General features: G+C 58.0%; 11 protein-coding genes and 1 pseudogene. 8 read left to right on the forward strand and 4 right to left on the reverse strand.

Going from position 1 to position 14,413, the window contains the following annotated elements; all coding sequences use genetic code 11:
- Positions 1-7: 7 nt before the first annotated feature.
- A complete protein-coding gene (locus ACI2JR_RS18775) occupies positions 8-778 on the forward strand; it encodes a 5-oxoprolinase subunit PxpA (protein WP_132725082.1) in 771 nt (256 codons plus the stop codon).
- A 223-nt stretch (positions 779-1,001) separates the two neighbouring features.
- Here the strand turns inward: ACI2JR_RS18775 and ACI2JR_RS18780 are convergent, their stop codons facing one another.
- Entirely contained in the window at positions 1,002-2,204 is a 1,203-nt protein-coding gene (locus tag ACI2JR_RS18780; RefSeq protein WP_462479194.1) for a pyridoxal phosphate-dependent aminotransferase, read from the reverse strand.
- Positions 2,205-2,566: 362 nt separating this feature from the next.
- Between ACI2JR_RS18780 and nac the strand changes: the two genes are divergently transcribed.
- From nac to ACI2JR_RS18815, 7 genes and pseudogenes are all read left to right on the forward strand, one after another.
- Entirely contained in the window at positions 2,567-3,490 is a 924-nt protein-coding gene (gene nac, locus ACI2JR_RS18785) for a nitrogen assimilation transcriptional regulator NAC (RefSeq protein WP_132725078.1), read from the forward strand.
- 117 nt (positions 3,491-3,607) lie between these two features.
- Positions 3,608-4,048 carry an acetyl-CoA carboxylase biotin carboxyl carrier protein gene (locus ACI2JR_RS18790; RefSeq protein ID WP_462479195.1) on the forward strand — a complete coding sequence of 147 codons (441 nt, stop codon included), beginning with the start codon at positions 3,608-3,610 and terminating at the stop codon, positions 4,046-4,048.
- A 113-nt stretch (positions 4,049-4,161) separates the two neighbouring features.
- Positions 4,162-4,914, forward strand: coding sequence for an SDR family oxidoreductase (locus tag ACI2JR_RS18795; protein WP_032686847.1), 753 nt, complete (start codon positions 4,162-4,164; stop codon positions 4,912-4,914).
- 23 nt (positions 4,915-4,937) lie between these two features.
- Positions 4,938-5,633, forward strand: a complete 696-nt coding sequence (locus ACI2JR_RS18800; RefSeq protein WP_132725076.1) for an amino acid ABC transporter permease — start codon at positions 4,938-4,940, stop codon at positions 5,631-5,633.
- Between the two features lie 5 nt (positions 5,634-5,638).
- On the forward strand, positions 5,639-6,400 hold the full coding sequence (locus ACI2JR_RS18805; protein ID WP_132725074.1) for an amino acid ABC transporter permease: 762 nt from the start codon (positions 5,639-5,641) through the stop codon (positions 6,398-6,400).
- 9 nt (positions 6,401-6,409) lie between these two features.
- Positions 6,410-7,147, forward strand: a complete 738-nt coding sequence (locus ACI2JR_RS18810; RefSeq protein WP_132725072.1) for an amino acid ABC transporter ATP-binding protein — start codon at positions 6,410-6,412, stop codon at positions 7,145-7,147.
- 624 nt (positions 7,148-7,771) lie between these two features.
- Positions 7,772-8,101, forward strand: a pseudogene (locus ACI2JR_RS18815) (JAB domain-containing protein); the annotation flags it as partial.
- Positions 8,102-8,163: 62 nt separating this feature from the next.
- Here the strand turns inward: ACI2JR_RS18815 and ACI2JR_RS18820 are convergent.
- From ACI2JR_RS18820 to ACI2JR_RS18830, 3 genes are all read right to left on the reverse strand, one after another.
- The gene (locus ACI2JR_RS18820) at positions 8,164-11,565 is read right to left on the reverse strand and encodes a DEAD/DEAH box helicase (protein ID WP_462479196.1); all 3,402 of its coding nucleotides are present in this window, start codon (positions 11,563-11,565) and stop codon (positions 8,164-8,166) included.
- A 25-nt stretch (positions 11,566-11,590) separates the two neighbouring features.
- Positions 11,591-12,325, reverse strand: a complete 735-nt coding sequence (locus ACI2JR_RS18825) for a Hachiman antiphage defense system protein HamA (RefSeq protein ID WP_462479197.1) — start codon at positions 12,323-12,325, stop codon at positions 11,591-11,593.
- Positions 12,326-12,428: 103 nt separating this feature from the next.
- Entirely contained in the window at positions 12,429-14,228 is a 1,800-nt protein-coding gene (locus tag ACI2JR_RS18830) for a UvrD-helicase domain-containing protein (protein WP_462479198.1), read from the reverse strand.
- Between the last annotated feature and the right edge of the window lie 185 nt (positions 14,229-14,413).

Here is a 14,413-nt window from a genome sequence, read left to right on the forward strand (position 1 = left end):
ACTCAGCATGAAAATTGATGTGAACTCCGATATGGGAGAAGGTTTTGGCGTCTATCAGCTATGTGATGATTCGGCGTTAATGGATAGGGTCTCTTCCGCCAACATCGCCTGCGGTTTTCACGCGGGGGATCCGGCGATCATGACCCGAATGGTGCGCCTGGCGAAGGCGCGCGGCGTGGGTATTGGAGCCCATCCGGGCCTGCCGGACCGCCAGGGCTTCGGGCGCAAAGAGATGTCGTTCTCCGCGGATGAGATTTGCCAGCAGGTGGTTTATCAGCTTGGCGCGCTCTCCGCCATTGCCCGCGCCGAGGGCACCCGCGTCGCCCACCTGAGCTTTCACGCGGCGATGGGCAATATGATTAACCGTGACGACGCCCTGGCGCTGCAGGTGATGCAGACCGTCGCCCGGATCGATCCGCAACTGATTATCTTCTGCCAGCCGGACACTATCATTGAACGGGCGGCGCAGGACGCGGGGCTGCCGACGCTGACGCTGTTTCTCGCGGACCGGGCCTACGACGATCGCGGGCAACTGGTCCCGCGCGGCACTCCCGGTTCGCTGATCAAAGAGGAGACGGCGGTGCGCGCCAGAGTACGTCAATTTCTGCAGCACGGTACGGTGACCACCTTTAGCGGCAATACGCTGCCGGTACGTGCGCGTTCGATCCTGGTTCATAGCGATACCCCGGGTTCGCTGGCGCTGGCGACGCTGGTTCGCAGCGAGATTGAAGCCTGCGGCGCGACGGTTGCGCCGGCGACGGAGGTGCTGGCGCAGTAAAGCATTTCCCCCGTAGCGAGGGGCGCAAACCGCGCCCCTGACCACCGTCTGCTCTCCCTTCGCCGTGGGACTGCTGGAGCCCCATCCTGCCAAAACCGATTTTCCCTCTCGTCAGGTATGAATTGAGCCCGTCGTCCCACAGGCGGGATAAAAAAATGCCTGCCGGTCAGACGCCAGGCAGGCATTTCACTCTGCTCAACGCGCGCAATCTGCGCGCCGCAGCTTAACGACAGCCCGCGCAGAAGGCCGCAAGACGATCGCAGCCGGTTTGCAGGCGTTCCATACTGGTGGCGTAAGACAGGCGGAAATAGGGGCTCATGCCGTAGGCCGCCCCCTGTACCGTCACCACGTGTTGCTCTTCGATAAGCGCCATCACAAAATCGGCGTCGCTGGCGATAAAACGCCCGCCAGCGCTGGTTTTACCGATAAATTCCGCGATGTTGACGAACAGATAGAAGGCCCCCTGCGGCTTATGGCAGCGCAGGCCGGGAATACCGGCAAGGCGCTCAAGCACGTAATCGCGGCGCTGGCGATAGATTTCCGCGCGTTCCGCCAGCAGATCCTGCGGGCCATCAAGCGCGGCGACGGAACCCGCCTGCGCCAGGGTCGCCACGCCGCCGCTGTTTTGCGTATTGACGTTGCTCATCGCCTTAATCAGCGGCAGTGGGCCGCCGCAAAAACCCAGCCGCCAGCCGGTCATTGAATAGGCTTTCGAGACGCCGTTCACCGTCAATACGCGATCGTACAGCCGGGGCTCCACCTGCGCCAGAGTCCAGAATTTCACGCCGTCGTACAGGAGATGCTCATAAATGTCGTCGGTCATGATCCAGATCTGCGGATGACGCAGCAGCATTTCGCCCAGCGCCAGGAGTTCGGCATGCGTGGCGACGGAGCCGGTCGGGTTGCTGGGATAGTTCAGCAGCAGCCATTTGGTCTTCGGCGTGATCGCCGCTTCGACGTCCTGCGGCAGCGGTTTAAAGCCGTGCTCTTCATGACAGGGCACCGCAACCGGCGTTCCGCCGGCGAATTTAACGATGTCGGCGTAGCTAATCCACGACGGCATGGGGATGATCACTTCATCACCGGAGTTAATGGTCGCCATCATGGCGTTGAAGATAATCTGTCGGGCGCCGCCGGCGGTCAGGATCTGGCTGATGTCATAGCGCAGTTCATTATCGCGCAGGAACTTGCGCTGAATGGCGGCGCGCAGCGCGGGCGTGCCGTCCGTCGGCGGGTAGCGGGTATCCCCGGCGCACGCCGCGGCATAGGCGGCATCGATCACGTGAGGCGGAGTGGGGAAGTCCGGTTCGCCGGTAGAGAGACCGACGACGTCGATTCCCTGCGCGGCGAGATCGCGCGCTTTTTGCGTCATGGCGACGGAGGCGGAGACGGTAACATTTTTGAGACGATCGGCGATATCAGGCATGAGGCTGCGGTTCCTGGTTATAAGGTCAGCAAACCCGCACGCGGCGCAGAACGATCCGCCGCGAGCGGCGAGCGGGGGTCAATAGACGTCAACCAGCATAGAGGGGGGCAAAGGCGGCGAGCTAATAGCGCTTTGTTGTGGGGACATAACGCAATGCGATGACTGACGGGAATCGCCCCCTGACGACCGGCCGATGAACGGGGCCGCGCGTATGCGCCGCTGCACCCCTACGGTGCAAACGCGGGAGCGCTGAAGGGCGGATTGCCCGAAATGGTGGCGCGATCGGCGGCCTGCGGGGCTTTCAGGTTCTGGCATCGATTTTGCTTGTCATCAGAGATGCGTATTGATGTAGGACAGCTATTATGAATCTTCGCCGCCTGAAATATTTCATCAAAATTGTCGACGTCGGGAGCCTGACGCAGGCCGCTGACATTCTGCATATCGCCCAGCCGGCGCTCAGCCAGCAGCTGGCGACGCTGGAAGGCGAGGTCGATCAGCAGCTCTTGATTCGCACCAAACGCGGGGTTACGCCGACCGATGCCGGGAAAATTCTCTATACCCACGCTCAGGCGATTCTACGCCAGTGCGCGCAGGCGCAGAGCGCCATCGACGGCGCGGGCCGGGCCCTGAGCGGCCAGGTTTCCGTCGGCCTGGCGCCCGGCACCGCCGCCCAGCAACTGGCGATCCCGCTGCTGACCGAAGTGCAGCGCCAGCATCCTGGGATCGTGCTCTATTTCAATGAAAACTTTGGCACGACCCTCAGCGAATTAATCATGAGCGGGCGAATGGATATGGCGGTGATTTATGGCGACCGCGATATTCACGGTTTGCGTTTTCTGCCGCTGATGAAAGAGGAGCTCTTTTTCGTCTGCCCGCACGCGCTGGGGGAGCCGCGGCGCGAAATCGCCCTGGCGGAGGTCGCCCGCTACGATCTGTTCCTGCCGCGCATTTATAACATTATGCGTAAAGCCGCGGACGACGCCTTTACCCTCGCCGGACTGAGCTACCGGGTGAAGTGCGAGATTGAATCGCAGACCACGCTTAACGCCGCGCTGGCGGCGGAGCTCGGCGGCACCATCATGCCGGAGTCCGCGGCGCGCACCATGCTCCAGCCCGCCAATGCCTGGATGGCGAGAATTGTCGAACCCAATGTGCTCACCTCGCTCTCGTTCTGTATGTCCGACCATCTGCCGCTTTCGCAGCCCGCGGAGGCGGTGAAGGGGATTTTACTCTCCCTGATGGCGCAGCGGACCGAGGACAACCGGCCGCTAACCCTGGTGGGATAATAAGTCCCCCTTATTGCCTCAAAGCGAAACCCTCTTATCAACCCGCCCGATACCCGCGCTAGAGTCACTACTCTGGCGCGCGGCGCTGCCGTGATCTGACCCTTGCGCGATGGAATCATGATGGAAAAAGAACTGATAGCTTTTGAGGACCTGCGCCAGCTGGCGCAGAAGATGCATAACGCCGGACTACGGGAGCTTGAGTGGCGCGGCGCGGACTGGTCGGTTCGTCTGCGCTACCCCGGTGGCAAAACGATGGCCGAACCGCCGCCTCTGTCGCCGCCGCCGGCCGAACCCCGCCTGCTGCCGGTGTGTTCCCCGATGCCGGGACGTCTGCTGCTGAGCCACCCCAGCCACGGGGAGGCGTTCGTCAGCGAGGGGCAGCGCGTTGAGCCGGACGATATCCTCGCGCTGGTGCAGGTCGGGCCGCTCTATTTGCCGGTGCGCAGCCCGGTGGCCGGGACGCTCAAAAACCTTGCCGCGACGGCGGGGAGCCGGCTGGAGTACGGCAGCGAGATCGCGCTGCTGCTGCCCGCGGATGCCGCTTCCGCGAAGTTATAAGGACCCCTTATCGGGCCAAACTATTTATGTCTTATCCCCGTTGGACATAACTGCATACAGTCAGAAAAACAACGTCAAAGGCAGATCGGTCTGCCGCAACAGGAGAGGCACATATGCCATTTTCAGATTATAAAGTGGCCCTGGTGACCGGCGCTTCCGCCGGAATGGGTGAAGCGATTGTCGAACGCCTTTGTCAGGAAGGGATTGTGGTCCACGCGGTAGCGCGTCGGCACGAACAGCTGGCCGCGCTGGCGGACAGAACCGGCTGCATTCCCCACGCCGTCGACGTTGGCGATCTGTCGGCGCTGACCGAACTGTGCCGCGATCTGCAGGTCGATATTCTGGTGAACAACGCCGGCGTCTCTCATCCGGGATCGATTCTCGATGCCGAAGCCGACTGGATCAACACCCAGGTGGATGTCAACCTGCGCGCCGTGCTGCACCTGTGCCGGCTGCTGGTTCCGGGAATGGTGGCGCGCGACTGCGGCCACGTCATTAATATCACCTCCATCGCCGCGATTTATAACTTCAACGGCAATTCCATCTATCACGCCACCAAAGCGGGGGTACACGCGCTGTCGCGTCAGCTGCGCGTCGATTGCTACGGCAAGCGGGTGCGAATTACCGAAATTTGCCCGGGGCGGGTGGCGACGGAGATTTTCGGTAACGTTTCCGGCGATCACGAAGAGGCGCGCCGTCGCTTTATCGAGGGTTTCGAGCTGCCGGAAGCAAAAGATATCGCCGACTGCGTGGCCTTCGCGCTCGCCGCGCCGGTGGCGGTCAACATCGGCAATATTGAGATCACCCCGACGCTGCAGGTACCCGGCGGGCTATCCACAATGCGTCCCGGCGACCGTGAGTCCTGAATGACGGCAAACGAGGAGGATATATGGCACTCGACTTCAGTAACGTGATGACTGGCCACTACGGCCAGATGATTATTGATGGCACCGTCGTCACTCTGGAACTGGCGTTGGGTGCATGGCTGCTAGCCATGTTTATTGCGCTGGTGCTGGTGATGATCCGCCTGAGCAACAAGCGCTTCGCGCAGCTGTTGGTGGCGGCGTATGTATCCTACCACCGCAACGTACCGACGCTTATTCAGCTGATGATGTGGTATTTCGCGATTCCGACGCTGCTGCCCGAGTCGCTGCAGATGTGGGTTAACGAGATGAATGCGGAGTTTTTGTTCTCGCTGGTCGCGCTGGGACTGTGCCAGGCGGCCTACTTCTCTGAAGATATCCGCAGCGGCCTGCGCGCCATCCCCGAGGGGCAGAATGAGGCGGCGCGGGCGCTGGGAATGGGGTATTTGCGCGCCATGCGGCTGGTGATTCTGCCGCAAGGGATCCGCAACGCGCTGCCGTCGGTGATTAACCACACCGTGCTGCTGTTTAAAAATACCAGCCTTGCCATGGTCATTGGCGTCGCCGAACTGACTTACGTTACGCGCGATATTGAAAACCAGACCTTCCGCACCTTCGAAGCGTATACGGTGGCGACGGTAGGCTACCTGGCCTTCTCTTTGCTGCTGATGGGGATGGGGGCGCTGCTGGCCCGTCGCTTTCAGCGCGCGTATGCGAGGTAATCTGTATGTTTGATTTTTTCACGATTCTGCACGATAACGGCCTGCTGTTGCTGATGGGGCAGTATCCCGATGGTCCGCTGGGCGGCGTGCTGTGTACCTTGCTGGTGTCGCTGCTGGCGGTACTGTTCGCTTTTCCGGTCGGCGTGCTGTTATGCCTCGCTCGCCTCTCGCCGTGGCGCTGGCTGAGCTGGCCGGTAACCTGCTGGATCTATCTGCTGCGCGGTATCCCGCTGATGATGGTGGTGTTCTGGACCTATTTCTGCGTGCCGCTGCTGATTGGCCACAACATCAGCGGCTTCAGCACCATGCTGTGTACGCTGATCATCTACGAGAGCACCTATATCGCTGAAATCGTGCGCGGCGGGATCCAGGCGCTGCCCTCGGGGCAATATGAAGCCTCCCGCGCGCTGGGAATGGGGCACATCCGGGCGCTGCGCCTGGTGATTCTGCCGCAGGCGTTGTACAACACGCTGCCGAGTCTGATAAGCCAGCTGGTGTCGATTATCAAAGATAGCACCCTTGGCTACGTGATTAACGTACCGGAGCTGACCTATGCGGCTAACCAGGTCAGTAACCAGCTGCTGACGAAACCGTTCCAGGTCTTTGCCATCGTGGCGCTGAGCTATTACATCATTAACTTTAGCCTGACGTGGCTGGCCAGTCGCCTGGAGCTGCGTATCGCCAGCAGGAGGCAAGGCGCGCAGTCCGCCACGGGAAAGCCGGTCACGCCGCTGGTTCTCGACCCGTCATCATCACAAACTCAATAAGGAGCAACCATGCGACCGATGATTCTGTTCAATCAGGTGAATAAATGGTACGGGGAATATCAGGCCCTGACCGACGTAAGCGCCGAAATTAAAAGCGGTGAAGTGGTGGTGGTGTGTGGTCCTTCCGGATCGGGAAAATCGACGCTCATCCGGACGGTCAACCGTCTTGAGCCCATTGAACAGGGGCAGATCCTGTTTGACGGCGTCGATATTCATGGCTCAAGCACCCGGCTGAACCAGCTGCGCACGCGAATCGGCTTCGTTTTCCAGAGTTTCAACCTGTTTCCGCACGTTTCGGTGCTGGAGAATATTATGATGTCGCCGGTGAAAGTGCTCGGCGAGAAGCGCTCTGAAGCCCGGCGCCATGCCGGGGAGCTGCTGGAGCGGGTAGGGCTGTCGCACAAGGCCGACGTTTACCCGGCGCAGCTTTCCGGCGGCCAGCAGCAGCGGGTAGCTATTGCCCGGGCGCTGGCGATGAAGCCGCCGGTCATGTTGTTTGATGAACCAACTTCCGCACTCGATCCGGAGATGGTCGGCGAGGTGCTGAGCGTGATGCGCGGGCTGGCGCAGGAAGGCATGACCATGATGTGCGTCACCCATGAAATGAATTTTGCCCGTGACGTCGCCGATACGATCTGGTTTATGGATCAGGGACAAATACTGGAAAAAGCCGAGCCGGATAAATTCTTCACCGCGCCGCAGCATCCGCGCGCGCGGCGTTTCCTCAATGATTTACTGGTCCACTAGACAGTTGAGCTGCTAGCGCGTTCCGCACCTGCTGCAACAGAAGCTGCGGAGGAACTCCTGGCCTGATGCTTGTTCTTCCCCCTGGCTGTGTTCTGATGTCAGGAGGTCGGCGGATATTTTTCATGGCAATGATATGGATGCCTGGTATCGGCATCCGTCATACCTTTCTGCCCTGACGGACCCAATAACAAAACCGTACCGCTGTGCACGGGTGCGGCTTTGCCTGGTGAAGAGAGGTTACCCGGTTTCGCCTCAACCCGGTAAAGCGAAGCCTCGGTGCTTGATATACCAGGCGGGCCGTCGGATTTGACTCCCCCCGTGTTTGCCGCTACGGAGGGTAAAGTCTCAACGATCCGGGATGCGCTTTAACCTAACCTTTTGAATTCATGCCGTATAAGGATTCGTAAGGATGTACGAAAGCAAAAAGCCCGCTTAAGTTTCCTTAAGCGGGCTTTTTAAATATGGCTCCTCTGACTGGGATCGCCTTTGCCATTAATTGGCTAATAATTAAGCTAAATCGCAAATCCCTTCCTGTCAAGACCCCCAAACTGACCACCTATGCTGTAGATGCAATCTATCTTGATCATACAAATCTTTTGTTAGTCAGAGTGTAAGTACACCCGGTTTAGTTCCACCGCGCTGGTCAAGGAATACCTGAGCAACAAGCTGGCAGGCTTTGAGCATGAAGTCTTTGCGGTGCTGTTTCTGGATACGCGCCACCGGCTGAGCGAGTACCGGGAGATGTTCCACGGCACCATCGACAGTGCATCGGTGTATCCGCGTGAAGTGGTCAAGGAAGCCCTACGGCTCAATGCGGCGGCGGTCATCCTCTTGCACAACCATCCGAGCGGGAATCCTGAGCCGTCGCAGGTGGACAAGATGCTGACACAGCGGCTCAAGGAAGCGCTGGGGCTAGTTGAGGTGCACATGCTGGATCAGGTCATCGTGGCCTGAGCAGGCTCCGTGTCGTTTTCGGAGCAGTGGCTGATTTGATGTACCATCTCCACAAAAAGCTATCAGTCCTTATCCACCCAACGCGCCTCGCCTTTTCCAATACGGCGGATGGTGACACTCGTTCCGCTCTGTAGAGATTCGACTTCAAGCAGGCTCGGTAGTTCCGCCTGAAGCCTCTGTCTGATTGTTGTGAGCTGTGAAAAATCTGGCGTCACGATCGACACTTGTCCATCTTGCGGATCAACTTCAATACGCAGAGGCATTGCTGAGTCTGTTGCCCATTGCATCGTCCACTCCTGCGACGCCCACCTGCCATCTACGCTTGACACAACGTCGTGCCGAAACTGCTGCCAGATTGCATGAGTCTCAAGCGTGGGCCATCCATGAACATGGTCGAAGCCTGCCACTTCTTCCGATCGTAACCAGGTTTTCATTTCCGCGCGATTCGTGAAGCCGGGCGCGAGCTGCTCCACGGCTGTCTTGGCGGCCACCCGCGAGGGCAGTCCGGCCCGAACAAGCATGGCCATGGCGTTGGACGGTAGTCCAGCTTCCAGGCAGGCGGCAGCAGCTCCTTCGACGGGGAGTTCTGATTCGCCTCCATTGATGCGCCGATTCATCCGGATGGCTTCAATCGCCCAGACCAGGCGATAGATAAATGCGTCGTCCACGAAGCGCATTCCCTCTTGGCCGATGGCCGCTACGTCTTGCCCTCGCACCCAAGTTCCCAGTAAGTCTCTCCAGTTCGCCGGCAGTGGGTCATCTGGAACGAAGGGACGGATCGCAAGAAGCCGCTCTCCCATTCCAATGAGAGCAGCGATCAGGGCATCTGCGTCACTGGCGAGGGCGGCTGCATCGCCACGGTCAAGAAGCTCAGTCAGCTCGACAGCCAACGCGTCGATGGCAAGGCCCGATTCCAGGCCCACTCCCATCGCGAACTGACCTTTGCGTTGCTCGACCGTTGTTTTGTTCCAAATGAGCTGTGCTCTACTGAGGAGAATCCACACTTGCTTCTGCTTTTCGACGCCGTCAAAGTGAGCGATTTGCCTTGCCCAAAGTGAACCCGCAAGGGCTTCATCGAGCAGCCTTGGTAGATCCGCACTTTGCGCGTCAAGCGCTTCGACGAGTCCAAGGACGGTTGTATCCAACCGCTCGATGAGGCTCTCCATTGAGTCTGACTCCAGCTCACCATCTACAGCGTCCGGGAACCAAGCATCTTGCGTGCTAGACAGGTAGTCCATGGCATCCCCACGCGCAAAAACACCCGACGTCGCGAGGCGCCGTATGACCTCGTTGACCACGACAATGATGCCGCTTGAGAGTGACCGAGCCTTGGCCGACATGACCAACTCTCTCCATCGCTGGTGGCGCCAATTTTCTGGCTGATGCATTACGTGGATCACGAGTCCTTCGAGATCCACGAATGCGCGCCCGGCGCGGCCCGCAACGTTGGCAAACTCCTCACCCGTGATCAGAGTGCCCGCCCTATACAGATTTGGGATCAGGAGCACCGCTGCATTGAGGTTCAGTCCCTGCGCCAAGGTGGGTGATGCCACGGTAACGCATAGAACGCCTGCGGCAAGTAGTGTCTCCACTTCCCGCAGGAAGGGGCCGGGAAGACGACCATGATGAATCGCAACGCCGATGGCCAGACAGCGTACTGCAGGATGTTTGGCGCCTAGCCACTCCCTACCTACGGCCATGGCACGTTCAACCTCTTGGGCGTTGGCAAGCAGGGATGGCAGAAAGCCTCGTCGCTGCAGGTCCAGGGCAGTCTCGGCAAATCCTTCAACATGATCTCGTTGGGTGCAAAATACGAGAGCTCTTTTTCCTTGCTCAGAGAACTTCCATGCCGCTGCGAGAGTTAGCTCCTTGTTGTCCTTTGGAAACGCCGTTCGACGAGGGCGAATGGGTGGGACCTCTGGCACAAAATGTCGAATGAAAGGGCCATCTGGCTCAAGGTCGAAGCTCAGCCGCGCGGAATTTCCGAGCCAAGACAGAGTGCCAAAGCGCTGACGCGTAGGGCGCCAACTGGACTGGATCGGATCGCCAGGCGCATCACTGCGAATCCACGCAGTCAGATCGTTGAGCTGATCGCCTGCCGGCAGAATTGCCGAAAGACAAACGATCCGTCGGTCGCCATGGTCAGTGCGCCGCAGCAACCGTTGCACCAGATTTTCATAGCGGATCTCGCGTTCACTTGGACCAATCAGATGTCCTTCGTCTAGGACGATCAAGCCGACATCATTTATGATGTCGGGGTCGTTCCGCAAAGCAAAATCCAACTTTTCTGGGGTGGCTATGACGATGTTCTGTTCCCGCAGCGCATCCTCGTCATTTCCTGCTACACCGCTGCTTCCATAAAGCGACGAGACGGAAAATCCAAGAGGTGTGAATGTCTTGCGGAAGGAGCGCTCGGTCTGAGCGGACAGAGCCCTGAGTGGCGTGACTATCAAAACGCGTTTACCACACGCCAGGGCCATCAACGCAGCGATCTCTGCAATCCGCGTCTTGCCCGCGCTCGTGGGGAGCGCGACCACTAGGTCGTCGGAGACATCGACGGCTCGCTGTGCCGCCAGAAGTTGAGAAGGCCACAATTCGACCTCAGATGACCTCCTGCTGTACAACTCAGAGACAAAAAGCTTCCGAAGTTGTGCGTAGTCTTGCGAGCCAGGTGGCCCTTCGGAGGGCAGAACCTTGTGCAGACTGCTTGCCCAAAGATCATCTATCAGGTTCAAAGTGATTCGAAGAATCCACCAGAGTGACACCGCGCTGGCCGCTCCGGTCAACGAAATCGCCCGTTTCAGCAGGTTGCGAGCTTCTACAACGAGGGACTCTTGGCCGGTTTGCAGGGCAAACTCAAAGAACACCAATGCTCTGAACATTGTCGACGTCGCCACACGCGAAACGATATCGTCGGGGTCAAGCGCTCCCTCGGCCGCAGCTCTGGCGATTCCCTCATCTCGGTTCGCTGGGCTGCTAAGCCACTCCCTCGCACGTTGAACCAGGCCTTGAAGATCACGCACGATTAGAAGCGCGAGCGCATCCTCGGCAGGCGAACGATTCTGATCGGCCTGTAATTGCGACAGAAGCGAAAATGCCAGCGCAGAGTAGTTGGCCAAGTGATAGGAAGCAGCCCCCACTGTTCGATAGAACCCTCGAGATGCGTCGGCCTGTGACCCGTTCTGAACCAATGCCTCAAAGGCCCCACCTGCCTGTACGAAGCCTTTTCGCCAAGTCACTGCATCGCCTCCAAGCTCGCGTAACGCCAAGGAAGCACGTAGTACTGAGAAGCCATAGTCCGCGAGATCGGAGTCGATCCCTTCGCTGAAGGCTGGAGCGTCTGGTGGCAAGTTTCCTTCATGGCGAATCAGAGCTCTTGCTTGACCCCGGGCCTGCAGGCGACCTCGATATCCGTCTTGTGTGATGTCGAGCAGGAATGCAGTCAGTTCTTCAGTCGTTTCCAAGTGCCAAAGCCCTCTCGTAGCAGGCCTAGATGAAGGCCTGATGGTCTTCTATGCGCAAATTCGCAGAAAGATGGGGACGAACCAGGTCCGCCGCTGCGAGATCATCGTACAGTGCCTGAGGCGTGGCGTTGCCCGACAAGGTGAACAGCATGTGACTGGTTCGCCCTTGGGGCGCAGCTCGACTGGCGACTTCGTTACGAATCCGTCTACCCATCTGCCGTCGTTCGCCTTCGCCCTCCATGAGTCGATCCGCGACGAAGAGAAGGGATGTTGCCGTAGGTCTGCCATCGTCTCTGGACAGTGCTTTTCGCGCCTCAGAGATGGTGGCGTTGGCAAGGTTTGCACGACTCTTCGACTCACCTTTTAAGTAGTGCAAATTTTGTTGGTCATCGAGCTTTAGACCGACGAAATCGTCGCCGCGCAGCGCCATCTCTCGACCATCCTTGTATCGCAGACGACGGATCGGAACCTCGAATTCAAGATATTCTTCGACCAACTCGGTCGCTAGTATCTCGCCAAGCTCTCCCGAACGTGCTCGGGTGGAGCGCGGCATGCGCTCAGCCAAAATTGCAGCCGCGCCTGGATATCCCAACTCACGGACGTCTTCAGCTATTTCGTCCAAATTGTCGTAGTAAGCTCGGATCCGAGTAGTTAGGGTAGCTTCGATAGCAGCCCTTCCTCCATCGCGTTCGGACAAGCGCCATAGCTGCTTGTTGTCTTGCTCTTGGATAGTTGTGTCGCACCAACGTGGATATAGCATTTAAAAGCTCCGTATTCTTATGCCAGGTCTTTCTGAGAGAGGTGGATTAAACCCTCAGTGCGACGGCCGCAAGCTGCAATTTTCTTCCAACCCAAAAGTTGCCTCACGTCATCACTTTAAGTTCTTCGACGTTACCGGCCCCGAATAGATGGTTGACTGCTTGGAGCGCGGGGGCAGGAAGGGTTTGGGTTGCAAGCACAGCGAGACGGGTCATCGGGCGAGATATGGACACGTAAAAGAGATTGCGGGCGCGGTAGAAGCCCTTAGTGTTCTTGGCATTTAACGCCTTGGTGTTTATCAATTCAAGAAGTTGCGGCCAGTTATAGTGATTCCAGCCGCCGCCCAATACGACCAGGACGTTTTCAAACTCGGCGCCTTTGACGCTGTGCTGTGTTGCAAAGGAGGTTTGCTTCTCAATGAACTTGACTACCTCGATGACTTCCCAATATGGAACGTCCCGAAGCTTACTGTAACGTTGCAGCGAGGAAGACTCCTCGGGGATTGGGGTGCTATCTAGTGCTTTAAGCTCGTCCTCACGCCGCAGGACGCGGTCGGGGGGGTATGGTCGCTTAGTTGATCGCAAAAAATCGACAACTTGGCCGATCGTGCCCTCTGCCCGTAGCTTCTGGAGAGCATCCATATCCCGACGCCAATTCGCCTTGTCCTCGTGTTTGACAATCGCGGGACCAGAACCAAGTATTTTGAACATTTCTCCATAGCGCGAAGAGGCATAAGCCGCGCACATCGGCTCGACAACTTCGGCGAAGAACTTGATCGTAGGATCTTCTTTTTTCGCGAAAAGGTCGGTGCGCCCGCTAAAGATCTCTGCGATATTTGGATAGCCTTGCTCCGCAGCCAAGACGTTGTGAGTGAGCATAAGTACCTTCGTTTTGCTCATGTCCCATCCTTCGGCCTGAAGGCGCTGCGTCAACGCTTCTCGGCTTTTTCGCGCCAAGTCTGGTGGTAGATCCCCTTTCGAATGCCTGTCACTTGTCCGATCGCCACTGTAGGAATTGGTGTGAAAGAATCTTGCTTCTCCCTTTGCTTCCGGGTCATGAACAGACTGCTGTAATTCAGGGCGCAGGTTGTTTAGTACGTCTACGATGGCTGGCACAGACCGGAAGTTTGAGCCTTTGGCGATCTCTTCGATGGGATACTGCGCCAGCTCATACTCACTTCGATAAATGGTTTGCCAGTGATCTCCAAAGAGTCCCACAAGAGGACCGGTTGCGGGCCTCAGAAAGTTGTCCGTGATTGACTCCATGAACTGGCGATGCGTGTCCTGATACTCATCAATGAAAATCACTGGAAACTGCTGACTTAAGATGCGCCTGAATTTCTCTTGGTATAGGAGCTTCGCCATCAGCTCTGGGATATCGTCGTGGCTAAGCGTTATCTTGTCTGCATCGACCCCGAAAAAGCCGAAGTCGTAGACCACTGGTTTTGTATCGACTCCGCCGCCTTGCTCGATCTTCTCCTTTCGCTCCTCCATCTCAGCCAGGCTGTCTCTCAGAGCTTTCTGAAACTGGCGTAAAAAAGTCCAGGAGAACCCATGGATTGTGTCGACCAGGATTGCGGGATGTTCCTCAATTTCCTGCGCGATCTCATTCCGAGCCACCTCAGTGAAGGTGATGCAGGCTACTTTTTGTCCGGATTGAACAAGCGCAGGCCCGCGCTCCGCGATCAGCCGTTTTAGCGCCGTGACCAGAGAATAGGTCTTGCCTGCACCTGCGCCGGCTTCGAGCCTAAAGCTGCGGCCTGCGTCAAGGGCTTCGTTGATTTTCGTCTGAGCCTGTTGCGCTGCCTCAAGAGCGGGATTTTTAACTTGGCCTGTCATGCGACCACCGGGGCGTTTTTCACTTCTGGGGCTTGTTCTGGTGGTGGCGGCGGCTCGGATAGCCACACGAGACCTTCCTCGATATATCGCGGCACCTTCCACTCCTTTTCGCGAATCGCAAACCGCAAAGCGGTATCTGCTTTCGCGAGCCCCTTTGTGTCAACGACGGTTAAAAAGTGATCCACTTACATCTCCACCGACGGTCTAATATTGATCCACCGTTTTACTCAGGATTAGCTTCAGCGATAACC

This window comes from Klebsiella sp. NPDC088457, assembly GCF_044900465.1.
Taxonomy (GTDB): Bacteria; Pseudomonadota; Gammaproteobacteria; order Enterobacterales; family Enterobacteriaceae; genus Klebsiella.